Origin of the sequence: Halorubrum sp. CGM4_25_10-8A, from assembly GCF_005435025.1 — an archaeon.
In the GTDB taxonomy this organism is placed as follows: Archaea; Halobacteriota; Halobacteria; order Halobacteriales; family Haloferacaceae; genus Halorubrum; species Halorubrum ezzemoulense.
This window is the reverse complement of sequence record NZ_SGTX01000026.1, coordinates 1-25,103: the sequence shown is the minus strand read 5'-3', so window position 1 is coordinate 25,103 and position 25,103 is coordinate 1. Positions and strand designations below refer to the sequence as shown.

Annotated in this window: 22 protein-coding genes; 10 read left to right on the top strand and 12 right to left on the bottom strand. The window is 71.3% G+C overall.

The window, feature by feature from the left end; all coding sequences use genetic code 11:
- Positions 1 to 287: 287 nt before the first annotated feature.
- The 3 genes from EXE52_RS16815 (at position 288) to EXE52_RS16805 (ending at position 3,624) form a co-directional block, all read left to right on the top strand.
- A complete protein-coding gene (locus tag EXE52_RS16815; RefSeq protein WP_089308513.1) occupies positions 288 to 1,691 on the top strand; it encodes a phosphoglucomutase/phosphomannomutase family protein in 1,404 nt (467 codons plus the stop codon).
- Positions 1,692 to 2,210: 519 nt separating this feature from the next.
- Positions 2,211 to 2,954 carry a DNA polymerase sliding clamp gene (locus tag EXE52_RS16810; protein WP_089308514.1) on the top strand — a complete coding sequence of 248 codons (744 nt, stop codon included), beginning with the start codon at positions 2,211 to 2,213 and terminating at the stop codon, positions 2,952 to 2,954.
- A gap of 370 nt (positions 2,955 to 3,324) precedes the next feature.
- Complete coding sequence (locus EXE52_RS16805; protein WP_089308515.1) at positions 3,325 to 3,624, top strand: hypothetical protein; 300 nt, start codon at positions 3,325 to 3,327, stop codon at positions 3,622 to 3,624.
- A gap of 67 nt (positions 3,625 to 3,691) precedes the next feature.
- Here the strand turns inward: EXE52_RS16805 and EXE52_RS16800 are convergent, their stop codons facing one another.
- Positions 3,692 to 5,569: a histidine kinase N-terminal 7TM domain-containing protein gene (locus EXE52_RS16800; protein ID WP_089308516.1), complete on the bottom strand. Its 1,878-nt coding sequence runs from the start codon at positions 5,567 to 5,569 to the stop codon at positions 3,692 to 3,694.
- 82 nt (positions 5,570 to 5,651) lie between these two features.
- Positions 5,652 to 6,245, bottom strand: a complete 594-nt coding sequence (locus EXE52_RS16795; protein ID WP_049932148.1) for a hypothetical protein — start codon at positions 6,243 to 6,245, stop codon at positions 5,652 to 5,654.
- A gap of 108 nt (positions 6,246 to 6,353) precedes the next feature.
- On the opposite strand from EXE52_RS16795, the gene mdh reads away from it, so the two are divergent.
- Genes mdh through EXE52_RS16780 form a run of 3 tightly spaced genes read left to right on the top strand, consistent with a single transcriptional unit; the run spans position 6,354 to position 8,121 of the window.
- Positions 6,354 to 7,268, top strand: a complete 915-nt coding sequence (mdh, locus tag EXE52_RS16790; RefSeq protein ID WP_137703914.1) for a malate dehydrogenase — start codon at positions 6,354 to 6,356, stop codon at positions 7,266 to 7,268.
- 54 nt (positions 7,269 to 7,322) lie between these two features.
- Positions 7,323 to 7,511 (top strand): hypothetical protein, encoded by a 189-nt coding sequence (locus EXE52_RS16785; protein ID WP_049932025.1) that lies wholly within the window; start codon positions 7,323 to 7,325, stop codon positions 7,509 to 7,511.
- A gap of 13 nt (positions 7,512 to 7,524) precedes the next feature.
- Positions 7,525 to 8,121 carry a 2'-5' RNA ligase family protein gene (locus EXE52_RS16780; protein ID WP_089308517.1) on the top strand — a complete coding sequence of 199 codons (597 nt, stop codon included), beginning with the start codon at positions 7,525 to 7,527 and terminating at the stop codon, positions 8,119 to 8,121.
- A gap of 13 nt (positions 8,122 to 8,134) precedes the next feature.
- Here the strand turns inward: EXE52_RS16780 and EXE52_RS16775 are convergent, their stop codons facing one another.
- The 3 genes from EXE52_RS16775 to EXE52_RS16765 form a co-directional block, all read right to left on the bottom strand.
- On the bottom strand, positions 8,135 to 8,317 hold the full coding sequence (locus EXE52_RS16775; RefSeq protein WP_049932022.1) for a hypothetical protein: 183 nt from the start codon (positions 8,315 to 8,317) through the stop codon (positions 8,135 to 8,137).
- Entirely contained in the window at positions 8,318 to 9,712 is a 1,395-nt protein-coding gene (locus EXE52_RS16770; protein WP_049932021.1) for a cytochrome P450, read from the bottom strand. It lies immediately after the preceding gene.
- Between the two features lie 91 nt (positions 9,713 to 9,803).
- Entirely contained in the window at positions 9,804 to 11,420 is a 1,617-nt protein-coding gene (locus tag EXE52_RS16765) for a methyl-accepting chemotaxis protein (protein WP_089308518.1), read from the bottom strand.
- A gap of 162 nt (positions 11,421 to 11,582) precedes the next feature.
- Between EXE52_RS16765 and EXE52_RS16760 the strand changes: the two genes are divergently transcribed.
- Positions 11,583 to 13,373 carry an excinuclease ABC subunit C gene (locus tag EXE52_RS16760; protein WP_137703913.1) on the top strand — a complete coding sequence of 597 codons (1,791 nt, stop codon included), beginning with the start codon at positions 11,583 to 11,585 and terminating at the stop codon, positions 13,371 to 13,373.
- Between the two features lie 37 nt (positions 13,374 to 13,410).
- Here the strand turns inward: EXE52_RS16760 and EXE52_RS16755 are convergent, their stop codons facing one another.
- Positions 13,411 to 14,055 carry a helix-turn-helix domain-containing protein gene (locus EXE52_RS16755; protein ID WP_089308520.1) on the bottom strand — a complete coding sequence of 215 codons (645 nt, stop codon included), beginning with the start codon at positions 14,053 to 14,055 and terminating at the stop codon, positions 13,411 to 13,413.
- Between the two features lie 210 nt (positions 14,056 to 14,265).
- Entirely contained in the window at positions 14,266 to 15,162 is an 897-nt protein-coding gene (locus EXE52_RS16750) for an alpha/beta fold hydrolase (RefSeq protein ID WP_049932016.1), read from the bottom strand.
- A gap of 123 nt (positions 15,163 to 15,285) precedes the next feature.
- On the opposite strand from EXE52_RS16750, the gene thpR reads away from it, so the two are divergent.
- Positions 15,286 to 15,861 (top strand): RNA 2',3'-cyclic phosphodiesterase, encoded by a 576-nt coding sequence (gene thpR, locus EXE52_RS16745; RefSeq protein ID WP_089308521.1) that lies wholly within the window; start codon positions 15,286 to 15,288, stop codon positions 15,859 to 15,861.
- An 89-nt stretch (positions 15,862 to 15,950) separates the two neighbouring features.
- Positions 15,951 to 17,351: a HEAT repeat domain-containing protein gene (locus EXE52_RS16740; protein ID WP_086220249.1), complete on the top strand. Its 1,401-nt coding sequence runs from the start codon at positions 15,951 to 15,953 to the stop codon at positions 17,349 to 17,351.
- 98 nt (positions 17,352 to 17,449) lie between these two features.
- Here EXE52_RS16740 and EXE52_RS16735 read toward each other — a convergent pair whose 3' ends face one another.
- Both EXE52_RS16735 and EXE52_RS16730 read right to left on the bottom strand, forming a co-directional pair.
- Positions 17,450 to 18,280: a hypothetical protein gene (locus EXE52_RS16735; protein WP_086216894.1), complete on the bottom strand. Its 831-nt coding sequence runs from the start codon at positions 18,278 to 18,280 to the stop codon at positions 17,450 to 17,452.
- Positions 18,281 to 18,367: 87 nt separating this feature from the next.
- On the bottom strand, positions 18,368 to 19,684 hold the full coding sequence (locus EXE52_RS16730; RefSeq protein WP_049932014.1) for a hemolysin family protein: 1,317 nt from the start codon (positions 19,682 to 19,684) through the stop codon (positions 18,368 to 18,370).
- A gap of 171 nt (positions 19,685 to 19,855) precedes the next feature.
- On the opposite strand from EXE52_RS16730, the gene serA reads away from it, so the two are divergent.
- Positions 19,856 to 21,460 (top strand): phosphoglycerate dehydrogenase, encoded by a 1,605-nt coding sequence (gene serA, locus EXE52_RS16725; RefSeq protein WP_049932012.1) that lies wholly within the window; start codon positions 19,856 to 19,858, stop codon positions 21,458 to 21,460.
- A 71-nt stretch (positions 21,461 to 21,531) separates the two neighbouring features.
- Here serA and EXE52_RS16720 read toward each other — a convergent pair whose 3' ends face one another.
- The 3 genes from EXE52_RS16720 to EXE52_RS16710 form a co-directional block, all read right to left on the bottom strand.
- Entirely contained in the window at positions 21,532 to 23,298 is a 1,767-nt protein-coding gene (locus tag EXE52_RS16720; RefSeq protein WP_089308522.1) for a histidine kinase N-terminal 7TM domain-containing protein, read from the bottom strand.
- 150 nt (positions 23,299 to 23,448) lie between these two features.
- Complete coding sequence (thrC, locus tag EXE52_RS16715; protein WP_049932011.1) at positions 23,449 to 24,732, bottom strand: threonine synthase; 1,284 nt, start codon at positions 24,730 to 24,732, stop codon at positions 23,449 to 23,451.
- 79 nt (positions 24,733 to 24,811) lie between these two features.
- Positions 24,812 to 25,027 carry a hypothetical protein gene (locus EXE52_RS16710; protein ID WP_049932009.1) on the bottom strand — a complete coding sequence of 72 codons (216 nt, stop codon included), beginning with the start codon at positions 25,025 to 25,027 and terminating at the stop codon, positions 24,812 to 24,814.
- Positions 25,028 to 25,103: the final 76 nt, after the last annotated feature.

Genomic DNA, 25,103 nt, shown 5'->3' with positions numbered 1-25,103 from the left:
CGTCTTCGGCCTCACGTAGCAGTTCATCGATTTCTTCCTCAGTCAAGTGATGCTCAATCTCTTTTCGACGTGAGCGCTCCATTACTCTTCTATCAAGCTTAACTAACAAAAGTTTTCATACTCATTATCGCGCCGGTCCGACTCCCTCGCGCGTGCTCCTCACGCCCTGCGGGCGTTCGGAGGCACGCGCCGCCGCGGTTTATTTATCAATAGCCGCGGGCGATCCGCTCGCGCAACCTTCGCGGCCGACACGGGGCATTATTGTCCCCGCCGCCGACGTGGCCGACATGGACCAGATAGCCTTCGGCACGGACGGGTGGCGCGCGACACTCGACACGTTCACCGACGAGCGCGTGCGGATCGTGGGACAGGCGATCGCCGACCACCTCGACGCGGCGGGGCACGACGAACCGGTCGCGGTGGGGTACGACGCCCGCGAGACCTCGGAGGGGTTCGCCGAGAGCCTCGCGGAGGTGTTCGCGGGCAACGGCTTCGACGTGATCCTCCCCGAGCGCGACGCGCCGACGCCGGTGATCGCCCACGCTATCGTCGACCGCGGACTGGCCGGCGCGTGTATGATCACCGCCTCGCACAACCCGCCCGAGTACAACGGCGTGAAGTTCATCCCGCACGACGGCGCGCCGGCGCTGCCGGACGTGACCGAGGATGTCGTCGACCGGCTCGCCGAGCCCGACCTGCTCCCCGAAGCCGAGCGCGGCGACATCTCTCGGGTCGACCTCGTGAGCGAACACGCCGACGCGGCCCGCGAGGTCGTCGGCCGCGTCGCCGGAGACGGGGACGGCGTCGACCTCGACGGGCTCACGGTCGCGTACGACGCGATGCACGGGAGCGGGCGCGGCGTCACGGACGCGCTCCTCGAGTCGGCCGGCGCGGAGGTGGAGCGCCTGCGCTGCGAGCGCGACGTGACCTTCGGCGGCGACTCCCCCGAGCCGTCGGCCCAACACCTCGGAGAACTGGCCGAGCGCGTCACCGACCCCGAGAGCGACGTGGATCTGGGGATCGCCAACGACGGCGACGCCGACCGGATCGCGGTCGTCACGCCCGAGCGCGGCGTCCTCGACGCGAACCTCTTCTACGCCGCCTGCTACGACCGGCTCTTGGAGACCGACTCCGGGCCCGCGGTCCGCACCGTCTCGACGACGTTCCTCGTCGACCGCATCGCCGAGGCGCACGGCGAGGCGGTGTACGAGACCCCGGTCGGCTTCAAGTGGGTCGCCGAGGCGATGGGTGAGCACGACGCGCTGTTCGGCGGCGAGGAGTCCGGCGGGTTCACCCTCCGCGGTCACGTCCGGGAGAAGGACGGCGTGCTGATGGGGCTGCTCGCGGCCGCGACCCACGCCGCCGAGCCGTTCGACGCGCGCGTCGACCGCCTGCTCGACGAGCACGGCCACATCGCGGCCGGAAAAGTGTCGCTCGACTGCCCGGACGACCGGAAGGAAGCGGTCCTCGACGAGCTGGAGGACCACATCCCGGAGGCAGTCGGCGGGTCCCCCGTAGCGAAGGTCGTCACGCTCGACGGGTTCAAGCTCCTCTTAGAGAGCGGCTCGTGGCTGCTCGTCCGCCCCTCGGGCACCGAGCCGAAGCTCCGGGTGTACGCCGAGGCCGACTCCGACGAGGCCGTCGACGACCTGCTCGCCGAGGGGCGCGACCTCGTCGAGCCGCTCGTCTGAGGGCCGCGCGCGACGACCGGCGCGATCGGTCCGGGAGCCCGATCCCGCGCGGACGAGTTTCAGTTCCGTCTTGCGTTCGGCTCGTCTACTCATGAATTACCCTCGTACCGTCGTGTACCGCCTGGCGCGGCGCAGGCCACACACGGTCGACGAGCCACTGCCAGCGCCCGAGCGCACCGACGTGAACCCGACACCGCTCGCGGAGCCGGCCGACGGCGCCCCGACGGACGGGCCGATCCGAGCCGCCCGACCCCGGCGACGGAGCGCCCCGCGGCCCCGGTAGCGAGGAGCCCCGCGACCTCACGCGCGATCCGGCGGACGACGGCGCGGACGCGGAGGCGAGAGGCCGGGACGCCGACGAGGCGGAGACCCTCGAATACCGGCTCGAACGGCTCCGCCCGCTGCGAGCCGTGGTGACGCTCGGGGTCGTCGTCGCCCGGCTCATCCGGTCGGTTTGAGCGTTTCCGTGCCGACCCGATCGGGTGTCTTTTTAGGGGATACCGCCCTAGCCGAACGTATATGTTCAAGGCCATCGTGGGCGCGTCGACGTTTCAGGACGCGCTCGATTCGGTGAGCGTGTTGGTCGACGAGTGTAAGATCCGCCTGAACGAGGAGGAGCTCTCCATCCGGGCCGTCGACCCCGCCAACGTCGGCATGGTCGACCTCACGCTGGAGGCGGCCGCGTTCGAGTCCTACGACGCCGACGGCGGCGTCATCGGCGTCAACCTCGCCCGCCTGGAGGACATCGCCGGCATGGCCAACTCGGGCGACCTGATCCACCTCGAACTCGACGAGGAGACCCGCAAGCTCCACATCGAGATCGACGGCCTCTCGTACACCCTCGCGCTCATCGACCCCGACTCGATCCGCCAGGAGCCGGACATCCCGGACCTCGATCTCGCCTCCGAGATCGTCGTCGAGGGCGCCCAGCTCGACCGCGGGATCAAGGCCGCCGACATGGTCTCCGACCACATCCGCCTCCGCGTCGACGAGGGCGACGAGGCGTTCTTCATCGAGGCCGAGGGCGACACCGACGACGTGAACCTCAAGCTCGACCGCGAGGACCTCATCGCGCTCACCGCCGGCCCCGCTGACTCGCTGTTCAGCCTCGACTACCTCAAGGACATGAACAAGGCGATCCCCTCCGACGCCGAGGTCACCGTCGAGCTCGGCGAGGAGTTCCCCGTCAAGCTCCACTACGGCTTCGCCGAGGGGCTCGGACAGGCAACGTATATGCTTGCACCGAGGATTCAGAGCGAGTAAATTACCGAGGGAAGCGTGTCCAGGATGCGGAGAGTCGTTCAAGCGGGTCGGTAGTCACTGGGCACGCGGAAGCTGTTACTACCTCGAAACACCCACGTACCTTCGCGAGATCCTCGTCGGCTGTTTCATGGGTGACGGGGCCGTCCCAAAGACGAACGACGGTGCTCACGGCCTGTTCCGTCTCTCGATGGTTAACAAGCAATCCTTGGAGTGGTTCGACCACGAGATGGGGGTGTTGAGACCGGTGTCCGATTAAAAAAAGACGGCAGCGGAGCTGGCACATAGTAACCGTGAATCGGGGTTCAGTCCAAATGCGAGGGCTGAGAACTATCACGATAGGTATACCGTCATATCGCGATCCCACCCGTTCATGCGGTCACTTCGTCGGTGGTACCGATCCGGCGAGAAGCGGTTCCCAGAGAGTCTATCGCTGACGCCACGGATCGCCAAGATGTGGTACGTCTGTGACGGGTGTCTCGATGTTCAGGAGTACGGCGAACCGAGAGCAGCAATACGGATACGACACCGAGACGACCGTCAGGAGTTCTTTTTGAATCTATTCGAGGAGATTGGCCTCTCACCGTCGTACGGCCGCGAAACGATCCGCTTCGGGGTCGAAGAGACTCGCTCGTTCCTCGACTGGCACCCCACCGCCCGGATTCGAGTGTAAGTGGGTACTCGACTCGGGAGAGCGCTACGATCGTCTGAAGGCACAGGCGTACGGCGAGTCACACGTCTTATAGATCGTCCACGACCGGAACCGACACCGTCACCCGCGTCCCCCGCGGCTCCCGGTCGGCGTACTCGACGTCGGCGCCGACCGCGGCGGCGCCCCACGCGACGACCCACAGGCCCAGCCCGGAGCCGTGTTCGAGGGCGGTCTCCCGCCCCGACTCGACCGCCTCGACTTCGTGCTCGGGGATCCCGGGCCCGTCGTCCGCGACGGTGAGCACGAACCGCGCGTCGCCCTCGCCCTCGTGGCCGCCGTCGCCTCCGCGCTCCTCTCGACGGAGCGCGACCCGCACCCACGCCCCGCCGTCATCGCGTTCTGTTCCCTGACCGTCGTGGTGATCGAGCGCGTTCTCCACCGTGTTCTCGACGACCGCGCGGAGCGCGTCGAGCCGGACCCGCGTGACCCACTCGTCGGCGTCGGCGTCTCCGGTCGTCCGCTCGCCGACGGAAGTCGCCGCCCCGCCGTCGGCGGTCGTCGGCTCGCCGTCGACCACGAGCTCGATCGCCGCGTCGTCGCGGCCACGGGCGTCCGCGACGGCCGATGTCACGAGGTCGCGCACGTCCGTCGGCTCGGGGTCCCGATCTTCGAGCAGCCGCTCGACGGTCCCGGCCTTCTCGCCGAGCGCGGCCAGCGCGCCCGCGCGACGCTCGACCGCGTCGGCCATCTGAACGAGTTCCGAGTCGTCGACGCGATCGCGGAGGATCTCGCCGTACCCGCGGACGACGCCCGCGTCGTTGCGGAGGTTGTGACGCAGGATGCGGTTGAGCACCTCCAGCTGCTGGCGTCGGCGCTCGCGGTCGGTGACGTCCGAGAGGACGAGAGTGTACCCGACGTGGGTACCGTTGGGGTCGGTGAGCCGGGAGACCGACACCGCGTACGTGCGGCTGCGGGCGCCGTCGCCGGCGTCGATCTCGACCGTCTCGCGGGAACCGCCCGCTTCGTCGTCCGGGCCGGACTCGCCGCCGTCCGGTTCGCCCTCGCCCGCGTCGCCGATGCGGACCGGGAGATCGAGGAAATCGGCGAGCGGGCGGTCGCGGGCGGTCTGGGCGTCGACGCCGAGCACCGTTTCGGCCGCGGGGTTGATCCGGACGATGCGGCGGTCGAGCGCCAGCGCCACGATGGGGTCGCGGAGGTCGTCGATCGCGGTGCGCTCCGCGGCGCGGCTGGTGGTCGGGTTCCGGTCGAACATCTCCGCGCGGTCGAACGCGTACGCGTCGAGGAGCAGGTGCGGGACGAACATCACCGGCGCGAGTTGGAGTTGGGGCACCGGGCCGAGCGCCAGCGCCCACGCGACCAGCGCGAACCCGGGCGGCAGCGAGCTCAGCGCGACCGCGGCGCTCTCGCGGCGGTACAGCGGCCCGTAGCTGAGCAGCGTGTCGACGAGGAGGAACACGGCGCTGGCGACGAGGACCGTCTCCGCGGCGACCGTCAGGTACGCCCACGGCCCGAACGCGTACGAGACGGTCTCGACGCCGAAGACGGGGTCGCGCGCGAAGTCGGTCCAGAAGACACCGTGGAGCGAGTTCGTGACGACGAGCGCGGACGAGAGTGCGCCGAACCCAACGACCGCCGCGAACAGGCGGCTCCGGACCACGTCGCTCCGGCCCGTGTACTCCAGTGCGAACCCGAGGAAGGCGATCCCTGTCCAGATCACGCCCAGCCACATCGTCGCCTCCAGCGCGGCTCGGATCGCCGGTTCGGAGACCAGCAGGCCGACGCCGTAGGAGAGACACCACGTCGCCTGCGCGGCGAACACGCCGAGGAACCAGTCGACGCCGGGGCGGCCGCGGTGTTCGCGGATCGCCCACGCGAGCGCGAGCGCCCCCGCCCCGCCCGCGAGGGAGCCGACGGCGGGCCACGCGGGAACGAGGTCGAGGGCCATTCGTCGGGTACGACGGCGACGGCGGGGGTAAAGCTGTCGTGGGGCGGCGGTCCGTCCGGTCCGCGCTCCGGACGAACCGGCGCTACAGATGCCGCTCGATGACGCGCTTCGCGGCCTGTCCCTTCTCCTTCCAGCCGTACCCCTCGTCGTACACGTGGCGCTTGGCGTCGACGAGCTCGCCGGGCGTCGACTCCTCGAAGCCGCCGCGGTCCCACGCGCCCGACTCGCGGAGCCACTCGATCACGTTCTCGCGGGTCTCGGGCCACGAGAGCCCGACCATCTCGTACCACGCCACCATCGCGAACACCGCGTTGTCGTGACAGCCCGGGACCGAGCCGTGCTCGTAGACGGTGCGCATCGGGTCGCGAGTCGGCTCCGAGACGCGTTCCTTGAACTCCGCGGCGGTGAGCAGGCGGAGCCGGTCGCCGTCCTCGACGACGCGCTGGTCGCGGCGGAGCGCGCCGAGCGCGGCCTTGTGGAGCCCGCCCCACTCCGCCGGGACCGCGTCCCGCAGCGCCGCTTCCGGGAGGCCGTCGGGCTCCGCGGACAGCACCGACAGGAGGTCGGTGTACGCCTTCTCGACGGTCGGCCAGCTCACGCCCTCGAACTCACAGTCGGCGTCGTGAAGGCTGTTCGTCGTCCGACAGCCGGGGCACGGGTAGCGGAACGTCGGCACGAGGCGACGCTTCGACGCCGCGGGAGTTAGGGGTTTCGCGACGACGGTCACGAACGTTAGCGGGGTTCCGAAACGTTTACTCACCGGCCGGTCGCGAATCTACACGGTATGACAAAGGTCAGCGTTATCGGTGCGGCGGGGACCGTCGGAGCCGCGGCCGGCTACAACCTCGCGTTACGCGACGTGGTCGACGAGCTCGTCTTCGTCGACATTCCGGACCAGCGCGAGACGACGATCGGACAGGCCGCCGACGCGAACCACGGCGTCGCGTACGACTCGAACACGACCGTCCGGCAGGGCGAGTACGAGGACACCGCCGGCTCGGACGTGGTCGTCATCACGGCGGGCATCCCGCGCAAGGAGGGGCAGACCCGGATCGACCTCGCCGGCGACAACGCGCCGATCATAGAGGACATCGGGTCCTCGATCGCCGAGCACAACGACGACTTCGTCACCGTCACCACCTCGAACCCGGTCGATCTGCTCAACCGCCACCTCTACGAGGCGGGCGACCGCGACCGCCACAAGGTGGTCGGCTTCGGCGGCCGGCTCGACTCCGCGCGCTTCCGCTACGTCCTCTCCGAGCGCTTCGACGCGCCCGTCCAGAACGTCGAGGCGACGATCCTCGGCGAACACGGCGACGCGCAGGCGCCCGTCTTCTCGAAGGTGCGCGTCGACGGCCGCGACCCGTCGTTCGACGCCGACGAGAAAGAGCAGATCCTCGCGGACCTCCAGGAGTCCGCGATGGACGTGATCAGCCGGAAGGGCGCGACGCAGTGGGGACCCGCCACCGGCGTCGCCCACACCGTCGAGGCCATCCTCAACGACACCGGCGAGGTGCTCCCCTGTTCGGTCGTGCTCGACGGCGAGTACGGCTACGACGACACCGCGCTCGGCGTCCCCGCGAAGCTCGGCGCGAACGGCGTCGAGGAGGTCGTCGAGTGGGACCTCGACGAGTACGAGGCCGAACTGCTCGACGAGGCCGCCGAGAAGCTCTCCGAGCAGTACGAGAAGATCGCGTAGCGAGCGCCCGGTTTTACCACCGTCTTTTTATCGCTGCCGCACCCCCGTCCGGCCATGAACCGCGCCGAGATCGACACCGACGACCTCCTGAAGATCGTGCTGCTGCTCGTCGTCGTGTGGCTTCTCCTAGAGATCGTCGGGGCCGTCCTCGAGGTCGCCTTCTGGCTGCTCGACGCCCTCCCGACGCTGATCGGGATCGCGCTCGTCGTCGTGATCGCCTTACACCTCACCGATCGGATCTGAGGCGGACGCCGACGTGTTCAGCCTCAACGTCCCGCTCCCGCCCGCGATCGACCGCCTCGCCGGCGATCTCCACCCGAAACTGACGGGGTTCGATCGCGTCCGCGAGCGTCACACCCTCGTCTGTAAGCGCTTCGGCGTCGAGAACGTGCGACGCGGAGAGCGCGACGGGGGCGATGAACGCGGAGAGGGCGAGGGGGGCGAGGAACGTGGAGGGGACCGACCCGTCCCGCCTCGTCAGGAGGCCCTCGACCGGCTGCGCGAACGCCTTCGTCGACCGCTCGCGCCCGCCGACCCGTTCGAGGTCGCCGTGACCGGGAGCGACGTCTTCGACGCGCCGCGGTCGGGGTCGCGGCCGATCGTGTATCTGACGGTCGAGAGCGACGGGCTCGTTCGGCTTCACCGCAGGCTCTGTGCGGCGTTCGGGACGGTGGAGGGAATCGAGGGCGACGCGTACGTCCCGCACGTGACGCTGGCGCGGGGCGGCGACCCGGAACCGGGCGCGGTCGCCGACCTCGTCGAGACCGAGTTCGACCCGGTCCGGTGGCGCGTCCATGCGCTCGACGCGTGGGACCCGGAGTACCGGGAGGTCGCGGCGACGGTCGATCTGTAGGGCGAACCGGAGGTTACGCGTCGTCGACCGCGTCCGGTTCCTCGACCGCGTGGTGCGGCCCCACCGGCCCGTGGGTCGGGCAGACGCCCGCGATCGGGGTGGCGTTGAGACAGCAGGCGCGGCGGTCGGTCGCAACGAGACCGCTCGAGAGCGGATCGCCGCACCGGGCGCAGTACGCGTCGGCGGGGGCGGACATCTACCGCTCGCGGATCCGCATCGGCACCGGATGGCTCGGGTGCATGGTGAGCGAGCCGCGCAAGGAGAGGTCCGGTCCCTCGTAGCCGAGTTCGAACTGCGAGCAGATCTCCGCGAGGATGATCTTCGCCTCCAGCAGCGAGAACGCCTTCCCGATGCAGTGGCGCGGGCCCCCGCCGAAGGGGAAGAAGGCGAACCGGGGGCGCTCGCTCCGGCGCTTGGGCGTCCAGCGGTCGGGGTCGAACGTCTCGGGGGCGTCGTACCACCGCTCGGACCGGTGGGTCACCCACTGCGACACCATCAGCGCGGACCCCTCCGGGATCCGGTACCCCCCCAGTTTCACGTCGAGCTTCGGCTCGCGAAACAGGGTGTAGACGGGCGGGTAGAGGCGCATCGACTCGTTGAGCACGCGCTCGGTGTACGCCATGTCGCGGACGTCGGCCGCGGTCGGCGGGCCGTCGGCGGTCGCCGTCTCGGCCTCGCGCTCGACCTCGCGACGAGCCTCAGGGTGATTCGAGAGCAGGTAGAACGTGTACGTCAGCGCGAGCGCGGTCGTGTCGTGGCCGGCGAGCAGCATCGTCACCAGCTCGTCGCGGAGGTTCTCGTCGGTCTGCTCGCCGCGGTCGCGGGCGCGTAGGAGGACTGAGAGCAGGTCCATCGGCAGGTCGCCGTCGCCGTCCCCGGCCGGGCCGGGCACCGCGACGCCCTCCGCGCCGGCGGGGTCGACGCTCGGGTCGCGCTCCGTGCCCCGGCGGCGGTCGACGATCCCGTCGATGACGGATTCGAGGGTGTCGATCGCGGCGTCGAACTCGCGGTTCTCGCGGGTCGGCACCCAGTTCGGGATCAGGAACCGCCGCGGGTCGGGCTCGAACCGCGCGCCGAGCGGCTCCAAGTTCTCTTGGACCGTCTTCACCTCCTCGTCGGTGATGTCGGCGCCGAACATCGCCGAGACGATGATCTTCACGGTGAGGCGGGCGACCTCGAGCTGGATGTCGACGACCTCGCCGTCGGCCCAGTCCGCGAGCTGCGACTCCGTGTGGTCGACCATCGTCCCGTCGAGCGCGCCGATCCGGCGGTTGTGGAACGAGGGGTTCGCGAGCGTGCGCTGGCGCTGCCACGTGTCGCCGTCGCTCATGAGGAGACCGTCGCCGAGCAGCGTGTCCATCGCGTCGTCGCCGAACTGGGGCTTCCGGTAGCGTTCGGCGTCGGCGACGAGCACGCGCTCGACGTCGGCGGGGTTCGTGAGCAGGTACGTCTCTCTGGGACCGAGGTCGAGCCGCACCACGTCACCGTAGCTGTCGGCGCAGGCGCGGAGGAAACCGAAGGGGTCGTCAGCGAACTGGCGACCGTTCCCGAACAGGGGGTCGCCGAGCGGCCCGGGCGGCGTAACGGACATACGTTTTGTGGGGGCTGAGCGGGGTTAAACGTTCGGCGGTGCCGAGAGAACGGGGGAGCGAAAGCGGACGGGACTGGGGGCGGTAGGGGAGTTATCTGGCGTCGAGCTGTTCGACGCGGGCGATCAGCTCGTCGACGGCCGCCTCTTGGTCGTCGGTGGCGTCGACGATGCGTTCGGTCGCCTCCTCGGTGCGGTCGGAGCGCTCGCGGACCGCCTCCAGCGACGAGGTGAGCTCCTCGACGGTCGCCGCCTGGTCGTCGGTGGTGCGCGCGACCTCCGCGACGCCCGCGGCCGCCTCGTCGACCGCGTCAGCGATCTCTTCGAGCGAGTCGAGGACCGTCTCGATCTCGGTGCCCGCGTCCTCGATCCGGTCGTGCGAGCGCTCGACCGCGGTCGTGGTCTCCGCGGACTGCGCCTGGAGCTTGTCGAGGCTCTCCGTGATCTCCTCGGTGTAGCCGCGGGTCTCGTCGGCGAGCTTCTTCACCTCCTCGGCGACGACCGCGAAGCCGTCGCCGCCCTCGCCGGCGCGGGCGGCCTCGATGTTGGCGTTCAGGGCGAGCAGGTTCGTCTGCTCGGCCACGTCGGAGATGACCTCGATGACCTCCTCGATGTCGTCCATGCGCTCGGAGAGCGCGCCGACGCTCTCGACGAGTTCGTCGCCGATCTCCACCACGTCCTCGGTCGCCTCGCGGGCGTCCTCGCTGGCGTCTAACCCCTCGTCGGCGGCGTCGGCGGCCGCGACCGCGGCGGAGTCGACCTGGTCAGCCGTCGCCGCGACCTCCTCCATCCCCGCGGAGAACGACTGCATCTCCGAGACGCTCTCCTCTAAGAGCTCGTTCTGCTCGTCGACGTTCTCGGCGATGTCGGCTGCCGCGGCGCTCGCCTCCTCGACGGTGCCGTCGAGGTCGCGCGCCTTCTCGTGGACGCTCTCGGAGAGGGTCTGGAGGTTCTCCGCCATCCGGTTTACGACGCCGATGACGCTCAACAGCTCTTCGTTGAGAATTTCGCACTCCTCGCGGCAGACGGCGCGGGCCTCTAGGTTTCCCTCCCCGATCTCCTCGGCGGTCTGGCGGATCTCGGCGACCAGCTCCGCCGTCGCCTCGCGCTCGTTGACGTTCTCGGTGCGGTCGATGACGACCTCAGTCACGCCGACCAACTCGTCGCCGTCGTACATCGGGGTCGCGGTGAACTCGATGTGCTTCTCCTCGCCGTGGCGGTCGACCATCGTGCTCGTGTCGCGGTAGCGGATCCGTGCCGATCCGGACCGCTCGACATCGTACACCTCGTCCGCGTCCTCGGGCGCGTCGAGCACCTTGTCCGCGAGTGTGTCGGCGCGCCGACCGTCGGGGTAGAATAGCTCCGAGGCGTAGTCGTGGCCGAGGGCGTCCGCGCGGTCGACGCCGGTGAGCGCCGCGAGCGACTCGTTCCACTCGGCGACGTTCCCCTCGGTGTCGAGGATGAACGTCGGGACGCCCGTGGCGTTGAACACCTCGGCGAAGCCGGCACCCCCTAAGGTCTTGGTCCGGTCCACGCCGTCCGCCTCGGTGACGCTGTACTCCTCGTCGCTCGGGCCACCGGACTCGCCGGCCGGGACCGTCGCGTCGTCCGTCCCCGCGGGCTCCCCGACGACGACGCCCCCGTCGGGGACCGACCGGGAGTCACCTCCCCGCCCGAGCACGCGCCGTAACAGCCCTCGAACTCCCGTCATATCTGTTTCCCTCTCCCCCAAGCATCGGCATAAACGGTTCTCCCCGTGACTCAGGTTTGATAACTACCCAGTTCGCGAAGTGACATGAACGGACCGTGACCTCGCTTCGGCTCGCCCCCGCAGCGTTCAATGGCGTCGGGCGGCTACGGCGATCCGAGACCGATGGACGCCGGCGCGGTGCGCGAGCGGGCCCGAGACCTCCCGACGGAGCCGGGCGTCTACCAGTTCCGGGCGGGGGAGACGACGCTGTACGTCGGGAAGGCGCTCGACCTCCGCGACCGGGTGCGGTCGTACGCGGACCCGCGCTCGGGCCGGATCCGAGGGATGGTCGAGCGCGCCGACCGGGTCGAGTTCGCGGTCACCGACACGGAGACGCAGGCGCTGCTGCTCGAGGCGAACCTCATCAAGCGGCTGCGCCCGCGGTACAACGTCCGGCTGAAGGACGACAAGTCGTACCCGTTGGTCGCCTTCTCGGACCACGAGGTGCCCCGGATCGAGGTGACCCGCGACCCCGAGGCGGGCGCGGTCGCGTACGGCCCGTTCACAGACGTGGGCCGCGTCGAGACCGTGGTGAAGGCGGTCCGCGACGAGTACCGGCTGCGCGGCTGTTCGGACCACAAGTACGAGGGGCGCGACCGCCCCTGCCTCGACTACGAGATGGGCATCTGTTCGGCGCCGTGTACCGGCGAGATATCGCCGGAGGCGTACGCCGAGGACGTGGCCGCCGCGCGGCGCTTCTTCGAGGGCGAGACGGGCGTCCTCGCCGACCCCCTCCGACGCCGCATGGAGGCCGCGGCCGAGGCGAACGAGTTCGAGCGCGCGGCGAACCTCCGCGACCGCCTCGAAGCGGTCGAGGCGTTCCACGGCGAGGGGGGCGAGGCCGTCAGCGACCGGAACGACGACCGCACCGTCGACGTGCTGGCGGCCGCGGTCGAGGGCGACACGGCTCGGGTGGCCCGGCTCCACAGCGAGCGCGGGCAACTGGTCGACCGGAGCCGCCACCAGCTGGACGCGGCGGCGGTGGCGGACGCGGCCGAATCGGGGGCCTCCGGCGGCGACGCGACCCCGGCGGACCCCGACGCCAACACCCCCGCCGCCGTACTCAGCGCGTTCCTCGCGCAGTACTACGCCGAGCGGGAGTTCCCGGACGCGGTCCTCCTCGCCGAACGACCCGCCGACCGGGACGTTGTCGACTGGCTGGAGCGCGAGGGGGTCGCGGTCCGGGTCCCGGGCGCCGGCCGCGAGGCGAAGCTCGTCGAACTCGCGCTGAAGAACGCCCGGAAGCGCGGCGCCCGCGACGACCCCGTGGGCGCGCTCGGCGACCGGCTCGGGATCGCCCGCCCCGAGCGCGTCGAGGGGTTCGACGTGAGCCACGCGCAGGGCACCGCCGTGGTCGGCTCCGACGTGTGTTTCGTCGACGGGAGCGCGGAGACGGCCGATTACCGCCGGAAGAAGCTCACCGAACGCAACGACGACTACGCGAACATGCGCGAGCTGGTCCGGTGGCGCGCTGAGCGCGCGCTCGCCGGCGAGGACGACCGCCCGGACCCCGACCTCCTCCTCATCGACGGCGGCGAGGGGCAGCTCGGGGCCGCCCGCGACGCGCTCGCGGAGACCGGGTGGGACGTGCCCGTCGTCGCCCTCGCGAAGGCGGAGGAGCTGGTCGTCACTCCGACCGGGACCCGGCGCTGGGACGACGACGCCCCCGAGCTCCACCTGCTCCAGCGCGTGCGCGACGAGGCGCACCGGTTCGCCGTCTCCTACCACCAGACCGTCCGCGACGAGGTCAGGACGGTCCTCGACGACGTGCCGGGGGTCGGCCCCGAGACGCGCCGCCGCCTCCTCCGGCGGTTCGGCTCGGTCGAGAACGTCCGCGACGCCTCCCGGGACGACCTCACCGACGTCGACGGCGTGGGCGACGCGACCGCCGACACGCTCCGCGAGCGGCTGTGAACCGACGGCGGGTCGGCGTCCGGGACGGCGGCGGCCGTCACGCCGATTCGACGGCGCGCTCGACGACCGCCGCCTCGGCTTTCCGGAGCAGTTCGCCGGCCGTGCTCGTCGCGCAGCCGAGCGCGGCCGCCACGTCCGCGACGGTCCCCTCGCGCGGAACCTCGTAGTACCCCGTCGAGACCGCCGTCTCCAGCGCCGCGCGCTGTCGGTCGGTCAGCCGCGACGGTTCCCGTCGGCGCTCGAACTCGTGGACCCACTCGATAGTGAGGTCGGCGAGGGTCGCGAGGTCGTCGTGGAACTCGCTGAGCGCCGCCGTCGCGCCCACTGCCTCGAACCGGACGTCGCCCGACTCGCGGAAGACGACCGGCGGGAGGAAGATCACCCGCGACGCCGCGACGGTGTCGAGGAGCGCCGCCGGGAACTCGTAGGCGTCCTGCCGAAGGAACGCGTAGGTCCCGTCGACGTCGCTCACGAGGCTGCTCGCGACCAGCGAGTCGAGCGCGTCGAGGGCAGACGCCGTCACGTCGCGGTCGCCGTCGAACCAGAGCAGCGTCGTCGCGTCCGCCGTCGGGCTCCACATCAGCAGCTCCGCGCGACGGATCGGCGAGTCGGCGGCGATCGCCTCGTGGAGGGGGTGGCGGAGCCGCTCGGGGTAGGCGGCCGAGAACCTGATCCGTTTCATGACGCCGTCGCTCGACGTTCGAGCGTGCCGTACATCAATCCGCGTGGTTCGGGACCGCCCGCGGGAGGGACCCGGGACGAGGTCGGAGAGGAGGGCCGAACCGGTCAGCGGGGACGCAACGGCGTCTCGGGGACGGACTCGGGCAGGGCCGGATTGATCAGTGGGGACGAAACGGCGTTTCAGGGGCGAACTCGGGGGGAGAGCCAGCGATCAGCGGGAACGCGACAGCGCCTCGGGGGCGGCCCGGAGGAGCGTCCCGAGGTGGTCCGCGCCGTCGAGGACGCGGAGTTCGGCGGTCGGAAGCGCCTCGGCCAGTCGTTCCGCCCCGGCGACGGGGACGTTCGCGTCGTCGGTCCCGTGCCACAGGCGCACCGGGGCGTCGACCGCGTCGAGGTCGATCCCCCAGTCGCTGCCGGCGTCGCGGAACTCGGTGACCGCGCCGTTCCGGTGGCGCTCGAACGCCGCGAGGAAGTCCTCCTTCACCACGGTCGCGGCGTCCTCGGGGACGGCGTCGGCGTCCTCGGCGTACTGGGCCACCACGAACGACGGGTCCGCGCGCGACGCGACCCACGCCTGACCGCGGAGCAGTGCCCCGAGGACCGACGGCGTCGCGGCCGCGAGACCGGACAGGAGGCGCTGGACCGCGGGCGTGTCGTCGCCGAACGACGGCGGCGTCGCGCCGGCGACGAGGTCGACGCCGGTGACCCGGTCGCCGAGCGACGCGGCCGTCGCGAGGGCGTAGGGCGCGCCGCCGGAGAACGCGACGAGGGCCGCGCGCTCGACTCCGAGGTCGTTCAGGACGGGCCGCACGGACGCGGCGGCGTCGCCGACGGTCCGACCCGACTGGGGGGGCGAGCGTCCGTAGCCGGGTCTGTCGGGCGCGATCACGCGGACATCGTTCGCTCGCGCCGCCGGTTCGAGGAGCGCGCCCAGCCGGCGGGACCCGGGCGTCCCGTGGAAGAAGACGACCGGGTCGCCGTCGGGAGGCCCGTACGTCGCGTAGGCGATCCGGCGACCGTCCGCCGAGCGGGCGACGCTCGACATCTCGCGCGCCGGCGCCCGACGCTCCGAGGGCGGGTCCGGTCGCGCGGAGTCGGTGGTGGCCATCACATGCGAGTATGGGAGGGTCACTACTGGGAATTATGCCGGACTGATACGGTGGTATTTATGTAGGGCGCTGGTTCGACCACCACAAGCGGTATCCGTCGCTCGGCCGATCCGGCGACCGAGATGCGAGCGTTCTTCGCCGTCGACCTCCCGGACTCGCTCGCGCCCGCCGTCGCGGAGGCACAGGCCCCATTCGCGGACGCGTCGGGCGTCAACCCGGTCGACCCCGAACAGGCGCACGTGACGCTGAAGTTCCTCGGCGACATCGGCACGGAGGACGACGAGGGCGATCCCACCCTCGACGACGTGGCCGCCGCCGGCAAGCGCGCCGTCGACCGCGCCGCGGTCTCCCCCTTCGAGGCCGAGATCCGCGGCCTCGGCGTCTTTCCGAACCGCGAGTACGTCTCGGTCGCCTGGGCGGGCGTCGGCCGCGGCGGCGACGACCTCGCCGCGCTCTACGAGGCGCTCGAAGCGGAGACGACCGCGCTCGGCGTCGACCCCAAAGACCACGCGTTCACGCCGCACGTGACGCTGGCCCGCGTGGAGAGCGCGACCGGGGCAGAGGCGGTCCGAAACGTGCTCGACGCGGGAGATCCGGAAGTCGGGACGTTCTCGGTCGACGAGATTCGGCTGGTGAAGTCGGCGCTTACCGCGTCCGGGCCAGAGTACGGTGTCGTCCGGGGGTTCGGACTCGAATAACGCGGCACCGCGCGCCGGTCGCGTCGGATTCTCATCGGTGATAGCCGCGGCCATACGTTTAATCTACCGGATCGGTGAGGTGTTCACAGATGGACGACAGGCCACGACCGGACGGGGCCGATGGATCGGCGGAGAGCGGCGGCACCGGGCGCGGCGGGCGGCCGACCGACGACGATCCCCCGGCGTTGGCGCGGCTCGATCGGCGGTTCGACGCGTCGACGCGACGCGAGGCGGCGGAGGCGCTCGGCAGCCCGTCCAGTTCGATGAGCGCCGCCGCGAGCCGGATCGTGGATGGGTTGTTCGAGGCGGCGCTCGACGACCCCGACGAGACCGTCCGCGCGGCGGCGATCGAGTCGCTGTACTTCCACGGCGACGACCACCTCGACCGACTGGGGCGGCGGGTTGCCGACCGGCGAGGCGGCGGCGCCGAGGACGGAAGCGGGAAGACGAGCGGGGCTGCCGAGACGTTCTCGCGGTGGCTGAGACACGACCGGGCCGCGTATCGGATGCTGGGGGCGACCGGACTGTCGACCGTCGGCGACGAGGGCGCCGCCCCCCGGCTCCGCGAGGCGTTCGATGACGGCGACGCGCGGGTCCGCGCTCGGGCCGTCAGGGGGTACGCGCGGGTGGGCGGGGAGGCGGTCGAAGCGGTTCGCCCGCTCGTGAACGCGCGGAACGACCTGGTGCGCGGGGCCGCGGTCGACGCGCTTGTCACGATAGAGAGCGACGACGCGGTCGAACTGCTCGCGCGCGCGGCACGGCGCGGCAACGAGGGACTCAGGCTCGCCGTCGTGCGTCGGCTCGGAGCGCTCGGTCGCCGGGACGCGACCGGCGTGTTGCTCGGCTCGCTGCGGGACCCCTCGGCATCGGTTCGCCGGGCAGCCGCGCGGTCCGTCGCCGCGGTGATCGCCGAGGCGGACGCCGTCCCGGCGGGCGATGTCCGCGACCGGCTCCTCGCGGAGCGACCCTTCGAGGCCGACGGGCTGCTCGCGGTGTTCCGGGCAGTCGCCGCGGAGCGAACCGGAGCCGACCGGAGGGCAGCGCCCGCCGACGCGACCGCGGGATCGGAGGAGCGCGTCGACACCGAGACCAAGCGGTACGCGGCGTGGCTGTACTGCGAACTCCTCGAATCCGCGGACCCGACCGCGGCGGACCGTTCGACCGCGGTCGAGTGGCTGATCGACGCGCTCGACCACCGCGACCGGCTGGTCGCCGATCTCGCCGCCGCGTACCTGCCCCGGATCGCCTCGACGAGCGGGACTGGGGACGGTCTGCCGGACGACGAGACCGACTCCGCCCTCGGGGTCGACATCAAGCGGAACCTCCGCGCGCTCGCCGGCGACGAGGCCGCCTCCGACGCCGCGCGGGAGCGCGCCAGGGCGGTGTTGCGGCGGTTCAAGCGGGCCGTCGTCGAGGCGGCCGCGGACCGCGACGTGGAGTACGTCTACGTCCGCTGGCCCGCGGACTACACGGAGAGCTACAACGAGTGAGAGCGCAGCGACGCCGAGTGACTGGACCCAGCGACGCCGAGTGAAGGGCGATTACGACGGGTGAGCGAGGACGGGGAACGGGAGACAAGTTCCCGCAGTCACGGCCGCCGAACGAACTGCCCGTCGTCGACCGCGACCGTCAGGTCGATCGTCTCGTCGAGGAGGTTCAGAACGGTGGCGACGTTACGGTCCGCGTCCGCGTCGACGTACAGCTGTAAGACGCCGCCCGCGTCGGCAAGGCGCGCGGCGAGCATACGGACGAAGGCCACCGACCGTTCGACGTCGAAGGCGGCGACGATCTGGTGGAAAACGCTCACCTCCAGCGAGACGCGCTCGCCGGGTTCGTGGTTGTCGTCGAGGATCCGCGAGACCGTCTCGCCGACCTCGGCCGGGGAGAGCCGCGGGTCGAGTTCGACGATCTCGACGTTCCGGCCCTCGAAGTCCACATCGGGCGTCGCCTCGAAGTCGTACTCCCCGGTGCTGACGATCACCGCCCGCCGTGGCCACGCGTCGAGGGCCTCGTCGAGCGCGCGGACCAGCCGCTCCGGGGAGGGGGTCACGGCCACCACGAGCCCCGCGGCGGCGTGGAAGTGGGTCCGGAGCGCGTCGGCCTCGTCGCCGGCGGCCGACGCGTCGACGCGGACGACCCCGTCCCAGTTGACCCGCTCGGCCACGTGTGTTCCGTCGGCGACCCGGTCGGCGACGTGTTCGTACAGGTGCCTTTTGAACTCGGCAACGGCGCCGCCGCTGTCGTAGGTGGTCTTGGCCGTGGCGCAGTACGGGCAGTCCCAACTTACACGGAAGTCAGACGTAGAGAGCGCGTCGGAGTCGTGTGCGAGCAGGTGGGACCCGGTCACGTCGACCATCTCCGAGCGGTCCCGCGTCCACGCGACGAACCCGCACCGGCCACACGCCCAACGGCTCACCATGATCAGAGACGTGTCTCTCGGGAACCGTCGGAATCACATGTATGTTTGGTAATGTGTGTGGAGACCGCAGCGTCGGGGGAGCGGCGGTCACTCGGGCCCGAGCGAGCCGGCGTCACCGCCGTCGGGACCGACAGACGCGTCGACCGCGAACCCGTTCTCGTCGGCGTGTTCGACCCGGACGCGCGTGACCCGGGTCGCGGTCGCGCCGGTGACGGCGAGCGTGACCTCGCCGACCGCGACGCGGTCACCTTCCTTCGGGAGCCGGCCGAGCTGACGGGTGACGAGCCCCGCGACGGTCTCGACGCCTGCGTCCGCGGGCAGCGAGAGGCCGAGCGCCTCGTTGAGGTGGCCGACCGTCGTCCAGCCGCGGACCACGGCGGCGTCGGGCGCGACCACGTCGACCGCGTCCGTCTCCCAGCGGCCGACCAGCTCGCCGACGACCTCCTCGAAGAGGTCCTCCAACGTCGCGATTCCCACGACCGCGCCGTGCTCGTCAACGACGATCACCATTCGCGTCTCGCTCGCGCGCATCTCCGTGAACAGCTCGTCGAGCGGCTTCGTCTCGGGGACGAACGCCGGCTCGCTGAGCGCGCTCGCGAGGTCGGCACCGCTCTCGTCGGCGCGGATCGCGTCGCGGACGTCGACGACCCCGACCACGTCGTCGCGGTTCTCGCCGTACACCGGCATCCGGGTGACTCCCTCGCTCGCGGCCCGCGAGAGCGCGTCCGCCGGGGTCGCCGTGTCGGGGAGCGCGACCACGTCGGTCCGGGGGACCATCACCGCGGCGACGGTGGTGGTCTCCAGATCGAGGACGCCCCGGATCATCGCGCCCTCGTCAGGGTCGAGCGCGCCCGCGACCTCGCCGGAGCGCACGAGCGTCGCGATCTCCTCCCGGGTGAGGTACGACTCGATGGCGGACTCGCCGCCGGTGAAGCGGTTGACGACGCCGGAGGCCGCCTCGAACACGTACAGGACGGGACGGAGCACGCGCTGGACCGCGACGACGATCCGGGAGACCCGGAGCGCGTGTCGCTCCGCGTTGGCGACGGCGTACGACTTCGGCGCGATCTCGCCGAAGACGATGACGAACACCGAGGTGACGAGCGTCGACCCCGTGGCCGCCTGGCCGCCGGAGAAGCCGAACCGGACGAACACCGCGGTCGCGACCGACGCGGCGGCGATGTTGGCGACGTTGTTGCTCACCAAGGCCGTGACGAGGAACCGGTGGGAGTCGTCGCGCAGCGCCGACAGCGCCCGGGCGCCGGGAGCGTCGGTCGCGACGAGCGAGTCGATCCGGTGGCCGGGGACGGAGAACACCGCGAGTTCCGAGCTGGAGAAGAAGGCGCTCACCGCGGTCAGCGCGAGGATGGCGCCGACGCCGACGAACGCGATCGTGAGGTTCATGCGCGGAACGTGCGGCCCAATATAAAAGGGAGTACCGGCGGCGAAGATACCCACGAACGCGCATTCTCCAGTCGAAACAGAGGGGTCGATACCCACGAGCGCGGATCCGTTCGGGCGGCAAAACGGCGCGATGAGGAAAGCGTTAACCCCGCGCCGCGGGTGCGTTTCGACATGAAGGTACTCGTGACCGACCCCATCGCGGACGCGGGGTTGGACCGACTCCGAGACGCCGGCCACGAGGTCGTCACCGACTACGAGGCGGAGGGGGAGGCGCTGCTCGACGTCGCAGCCGACGCCAACGCGCTGATCGTGCGGTCCGGAACCGACGTGAACGAGGCGGTCTTCGAGGCCGCGAGCGAGCTCGTCATCGTCGGCCGGGCGGGCATCGGCGTCGATAACATCGACATCGAGGCCGCGACCGACCACGGGGTCATCGTCGCAAACGCCCCCGAGGGGAACGTCCGCGCCGCCGCCGAGCACACCGTCGCGATGACGTTCGCCGTCGCGCGCTCGATCCCGCAGGCGCACGGTCGCCTGATCGGCGGCGAGTGGGCGAAAGGCGAGTTCCTCGGTACCGAGGTGAACAACAAGACGCTCACCATCGTCGGCCTCGGCCGCGTCGGGCAGGAAGTCGCCAAGCGCCTCGACTCGCTCGGGATGGACCTCGTCGTCTACGACCCGTACATCTCTGAGGAGCGCGCCGACCGGATGGGGGCGGAGCTCGTCGAGGACCTCCACGACGCGCTCGCCGTGGGCGACTTCGCGACGATCCACACCCCGCTTCTCCCCGAGACCGAGGGGATGATCGGCGAGGCCGAGCTGGCCAAGCTGGAGGGCGGCTACCTCATCAACTGCGCCCGCGGCGGCATCGTCGACGAGGATGCGCTCGCTGAGGCGGTCGAGGACGGCGTCCTCGCCGGCGCCGCGCTCGACTCCTTCGCCGAGGAGCCGCTCCCCGAGGACTCGCCGCTGCTCGACGTCGAGGAGATCGTCTTGACCCCGCACCTCGGCGCGTCGACGGAGGCGGCCCAGGAGAACGTCGCGGTCGACACCGCCGAGGCCGTCCTCGCGGCGTTCGACGACGAGCCGGTCCTCACCGCGCTCAACGCGCCCTCGGTCGACGAGAGCGCGTTCCCGCGAATCGAGCCGTACATCGACGTGGCCGAGACCGCCGGGAAGGTCGCCGCCCAGCTGCTCGACGGTCGGATCACCGGGGTCGAGGCGACCTACGAGGGCGACATCGCCGCGGAGGACGTCGACCTCGTCACCGCGAGCGCCCTGAAGGGCGTCTTCGAGCCGCTGGAGTGGCAGGTGAACGCGGTGAACGCGCCGCGGCTCGCCGAGGAGCGCGGCATCGAGGTGACCGAGTCGAAGACCCGGCAGACCGACGACTTCCAGAGCCTCGTGCGCGTCACCGTCCACAACGGCGACGACGAGATCGCGGTCGAGGGAACGCTGTTCGCCGGCGAGGACGCCCGCATCGTCCGGATCGACGGGTTCCGGGTCGACGCGGTCCCGTACGGCCACATGCTCGTCGCGCGAAACACCGACGAGCCCGGCGTCATCGGGCTCATCGGGACCGTCCTCGGCGACCACGACGTCAACATCGCCGGGATGTTCAACGGCCGCGAGACGCAGGGCGGGGAGGCGCTCACCGTCTACAACCTCGACTCGGCCGTCCCCGACGCCGCGACCGAGGAGCTGCTCGCGGACGACCGCGTCGTCGAGATCACCGAGATCACCCTGGACGGCGCCGACGGGCGTGCGGACGAGTAACGCGGGACTCGCCGAGTAGGCGGCGAGTACTGCGCAGCCCCGGAGAAGAGATCAGACCGTCCCCGGACGGGCTACGACTCCGCCGCGGGCGACTCCGAGACCGCGACGAGCGCGTCCGCGTCGGCGACGACGGGCGACGCGACGGCTTCGATCGGTCGATCCCCGAAGGCGACGACGAACGCCGCGCCGTCGCCGACCGTCGTGTCCGACAGGCAGGCTTCCCCTTCTGCGGCCCCGCGACCCGCACCGACGCCGACCGTCCAGCCGTGCGACTCGGCGAGCGCCGCGACCGACGCGAGGCCGATCCCGGTCCCCTCGTCCGCAGTCGTGTAGCCCCGGTCGAACACGCGGTCGCGCTCCGCCGGCGGGACGCCGGGGCCGTCGTCGATGACCGCGAACCCGCCGTCGAGCGCGACGGCGGCGACGGTCGCGTCGGACCCGGCGTGGACAGCCGCGTTCCGGAAGAGGTTCTCCAAGACGCTCCGCACCGCAGTCCTGTCCGCGGCGTACGACTCGTCGCCCGCCACCGTCAGCGTCGCTCCCGCCGTCTCGGCGGTCCGCCAAGCCGCCTCGGCCGCGGCCGCGAACGAGAACGACTCGGCACCGGCGTCTGGGTCCGGGTGGTCGACGGCCGCGAGCGTCTCGTCGACGATCTCGAAGATCCGGTCGTGAGCGCTCTCGACCCGCTCGGCCGCCGCCTCGTCGCCCGCGGTCGCGAGGTCCGTGAACCCGTCCGCGACCGTCAACGGGTTCTTAATGTCGTGCGCCAGCGCGTGCGTCAGCGTCTGGAGCCGGTCGTTCGCCACTTCGAGGTCCCGCCGGTTGCGCTCCGAGTCGGTCACGTCGCGAAACAGCAACACCGTCCCCTGCGAGCGGCTGCCGAGCGTCGGAAGCGAAACGGCAGAGAGCGAGACGAACCGCGGCTCGCCGGCGACCTCGACGCGGAGCGGTTCGTCAGGGGCCTCGCCGCGGCGGTACGCGGCGCGGACCTCCGGGGCGTCGGCGAGCGCGTCCGCGATCGGGACGCCGACCGCGACGCCCTCGCCGAGCCACGCGCGGGCCGCCGGGTTCGCGTCCGCGATCCGCCCGCTTCGGTCGACGACGACGATCGGGTCGGGGACCGCCTCCAGGGTCACCTGCCGGGCGACCGGCGTCACGCCCAGCGTCCGCCCCCGCCGGACCGCGATCGTGAATGCGACGCCCGTGAGCACGAACAGGAGTTCGGGCCGGAACGCCGGGCCGCCCCCGAGCACGACGAACTGCGCGCCCCACGGCGCGGCAGAGCCGACGAGCAGCAGCCCCGCGGACGCGCGGAACGCGGGCGCCGAGTCGTACACGCCGTACGCGAGCGTCGCGAACGTCCCGACGAGCAGGACCTGCGAGTAGAGCCAGCCGACCCACCACACCGGGCCGAACTCCCGGACGAGCACCGTCCCCGAGCCGACCGCGACGAGGTCGGTCCCGGTCCGGACCAGCCCGTGGACATCGTTCGTCCAGCTCAGCAGGGTCAACGCGGCGAGCGGGGCGAGCAGCGCGAGCAGGCGGCGCCGGGAGAGCCACGCGTCGTAGCCGAGGTAGGACGCGACGAACGCGACCGCCGCGACCGGGACGACCGCGGTCGCGGGGTACTGGACGTTGAGCCAGAACAGCTTCCCGGCCTCAGTCGTCGCGACGGCCTCGCCGAACAGCCCCGCGGACCACCAGGCGATCGCGGCCATGAACGCGACCGCGGCGCGACCGCCCGACTCGTCGCGGGAGTCGAACGCGACCGCCGTCGCACAGACCGCAACGACGGCGGCGAGCGCGGCGAGCGGTGCGGTCGTCGGGACGTCTATCAACTTGTCTGTCGTTCAAGTGTTTACTACTTAATACAAACTGTCGGGGCGACGTGTTCGGCAATCGGTGATAGCGCCAACGGCTCTGGGGTGTCGAGGGCGCGGGTCGAGAGCGGGAGGTGGGCGGCCGCACCGACCGGCCCCGTCGGGCGATCAGTCGTGGAGGTGGTCGACGACGGCGTCGGCGTCGTTCGGGACCGGCTCGGGGTCGCCGCCGGCCTCGTAGGCGGCGTCGGGGTCCTTGAGGAGGTGGCCGGTCGTCAGGCAGACCACGCGCTCGTCGTCGTCGACGACGCCCTCGCGCCGGAGCTTCTTGAGGCCCGCGAGGCTCGCGGCGGAGGCGGGCTCGACGCCGACGCCCTCGCTGGCGAGGTGGCGCTGCGCGGCGGTGATCTCCGGGTCGCTCACGGCAACGGCGGTGCCGCCGGTGTTCCGGATGCCGGGGAGCGCCTTCGGCGCGTTGACGGGGTTGCCGATGCGGATCGCGGTCGCCCGCGTCTCGACCTCCTCCCAGCGGCGGATCTCGTCGTTCCCCTCCTCGACCGCCTCGACCATCGGCGCGGCGCCCTCCGCCTGGACGCCGGTGAGCTTGGGGACCTCGTCGGGGTCGAGCGCGCCCGACTGGACGAGCTCGCGGAACCCCTTGTACAGCGCCGAGGTGTTGCCCGCGTTGCCGACGGGCAGGACGATGCGGTCCGGGAACGTCCCGTAGTCGGCGTAGAACTCCTCTAATATCTCGAAGCCGATCGTCTTCTGCCCCTCCAGCCGAAACGGGTTCAGCGAATTGAGCAGGTACGCCTCGCCGCGGGCGGCCAGCTCCTGGACGATGTCGAGGCACGCGTCGAAGTTGCCGTCGACCTCCAGGATGCGCGCGCCGTGGAGGCTCGCCTGCGCGATCTTCCCGGCGGCGACCTTCCCCTCCGGGAGGAGGACGAGGGTCTGCATCCCGCCGCGGCCGCCGTAGGCCGCGAGCGCGGCCGAGGTGTTGCCGGTGGAGGCGCACGCGAGCGCGCCGACGCCCAGCTCCTTCGCGACGCGGACGCCGACGGTCATCCCGCGGTCCTTGAACGAGCCGGTGGGGTTCATCCCCTCGTGTTTGATCCGAAGCGCGTCGACGCCGACCGCCTCCTCGATGCGCGGGACGCGGTGGAGCGGCGTGTCGCCCTCGGGGAGGGTAACGCCGAGGTCGAACGGGAGCCCCTCGCGGTAGCGCCAGACGCCGCGGTCGGGGCCGTCGGAGGACGCGCCGGACCCGAACTCGTCGAACGTCGGGGGGTCGTCGTACCGGACTTCGAGCAGGCCGTCGCACTCGTCACAGGTGTAGCGCACCGCCTCGAACGGGGCGAACGTCTCGTCGCACGCGATACACGCGAGCCACGTCCCGTCGTCGGCGCAGTCTGGCGCCGCCGGGGTCGGGGCGTCGATGGCGAGATCCATTACCACGGCGTCCGTCCCGCCGGGGCTTAAGACGGGCGGTCGAGACGGACGTTGCCGGCCGACGCGAACGCGTTCGGCCTCAGTCGACGATGATCTCGGAGCTCTCGTCGCCCCCGTCGTCGCCGGAGCCGAGGCGGTCCTGGTAGCGCTGGATCCAGTCGGCGAAGCAGTCGGGGCAGAGCCGCTGGGTGTCGATGTTCGCCCGGTCGACGCTCAGCCGGACGGTGCGCGCGAGCGCGTCCGTCGTGGCCTCGCCGCAGGCGTCGCAGGGCGCAGTCGTCGGCGCGTCGCTCATGTGGTGTCGGTCGCGGCGGCGGCTCTTAAATGTACGTCGGGAGCGGTGGCGGGGAACGTCGGGAGGGGTGTAGAGG

What these genes read in the sequence shown, in the direction of transcription:
- EXE52_RS16815 (WP_089308513.1), top strand. Translation starts at nt 288, where the DNA reads ATGGACCAGATAGCCTTCGGCACGGACGGGTGGCGCGCGACACTCGAC.
- EXE52_RS16810 (WP_089308514.1), top strand. Translation starts at nt 2,211, where the DNA reads ATGTTCAAGGCCATCGTGGGCGCGTCGACGTTTCAGGACGCGCTCGAT.
- EXE52_RS16805 (WP_089308515.1), top strand. Translation starts at nt 3,325, where the DNA reads ATGCGGTCACTTCGTCGGTGGTACCGATCCGGCGAGAAGCGGTTCCCA.
- EXE52_RS16800 (WP_089308516.1), bottom strand. Translation starts at nt 5,569, where the DNA reads ATGGCCCTCGACCTCGTTCCCGCGTGGCCCGCCGTCGGCTCCCTCGCG.
- mdh (WP_137703914.1), top strand. Translation starts at nt 6,354, where the DNA reads ATGACAAAGGTCAGCGTTATCGGTGCGGCGGGGACCGTCGGAGCCGCG.
- EXE52_RS16785 (WP_049932025.1), top strand. Translation starts at nt 7,323, where the DNA reads ATGAACCGCGCCGAGATCGACACCGACGACCTCCTGAAGATCGTGCTG.
- EXE52_RS16775 (WP_049932022.1), bottom strand. Translation starts at nt 8,317, where the DNA reads ATGTCCGCCCCCGCCGACGCGTACTGCGCCCGGTGCGGCGATCCGCTC.
- EXE52_RS16770 (WP_049932021.1), bottom strand. Translation starts at nt 9,712, where the DNA reads ATGTCCGTTACGCCGCCCGGGCCGCTCGGCGACCCCCTGTTCGGGAAC.
- EXE52_RS16765 (WP_089308518.1), bottom strand. Translation starts at nt 11,420, where the DNA reads ATGACGGGAGTTCGAGGGCTGTTACGGCGCGTGCTCGGGCGGGGAGGT.
- EXE52_RS16760 (WP_137703913.1), top strand. Translation starts at nt 11,583, where the DNA reads ATGGACGCCGGCGCGGTGCGCGAGCGGGCCCGAGACCTCCCGACGGAG.
- EXE52_RS16755 (WP_089308520.1), bottom strand. Translation starts at nt 14,055, where the DNA reads ATGAAACGGATCAGGTTCTCGGCCGCCTACCCCGAGCGGCTCCGCCAC.
- EXE52_RS16750 (WP_049932016.1), bottom strand. Translation starts at nt 15,162, where the DNA reads ATGGCCACCACCGACTCCGCGCGACCGGACCCGCCCTCGGAGCGTCGG.
- thpR (WP_089308521.1), top strand. Translation starts at nt 15,286, where the DNA reads ATGCGAGCGTTCTTCGCCGTCGACCTCCCGGACTCGCTCGCGCCCGCC.
- EXE52_RS16740 (WP_086220249.1), top strand. Translation starts at nt 15,951, where the DNA reads ATGGACGACAGGCCACGACCGGACGGGGCCGATGGATCGGCGGAGAGC.
- EXE52_RS16735 (WP_086216894.1), bottom strand. Translation starts at nt 18,280, where the DNA reads ATGGTGAGCCGTTGGGCGTGTGGCCGGTGCGGGTTCGTCGCGTGGACG.
- EXE52_RS16730 (WP_049932014.1), bottom strand. Translation starts at nt 19,684, where the DNA reads ATGAACCTCACGATCGCGTTCGTCGGCGTCGGCGCCATCCTCGCGCTG.
- serA (WP_049932012.1), top strand. Translation starts at nt 19,856, where the DNA reads ATGAAGGTACTCGTGACCGACCCCATCGCGGACGCGGGGTTGGACCGA.
- thrC (WP_049932011.1), bottom strand. Translation starts at nt 24,732, where the DNA reads ATGGATCTCGCCATCGACGCCCCGACCCCGGCGGCGCCAGACTGCGCC.
- EXE52_RS16710 (WP_049932009.1), bottom strand. Translation starts at nt 25,027, where the DNA reads ATGAGCGACGCGCCGACGACTGCGCCCTGCGACGCCTGCGGCGAGGCC.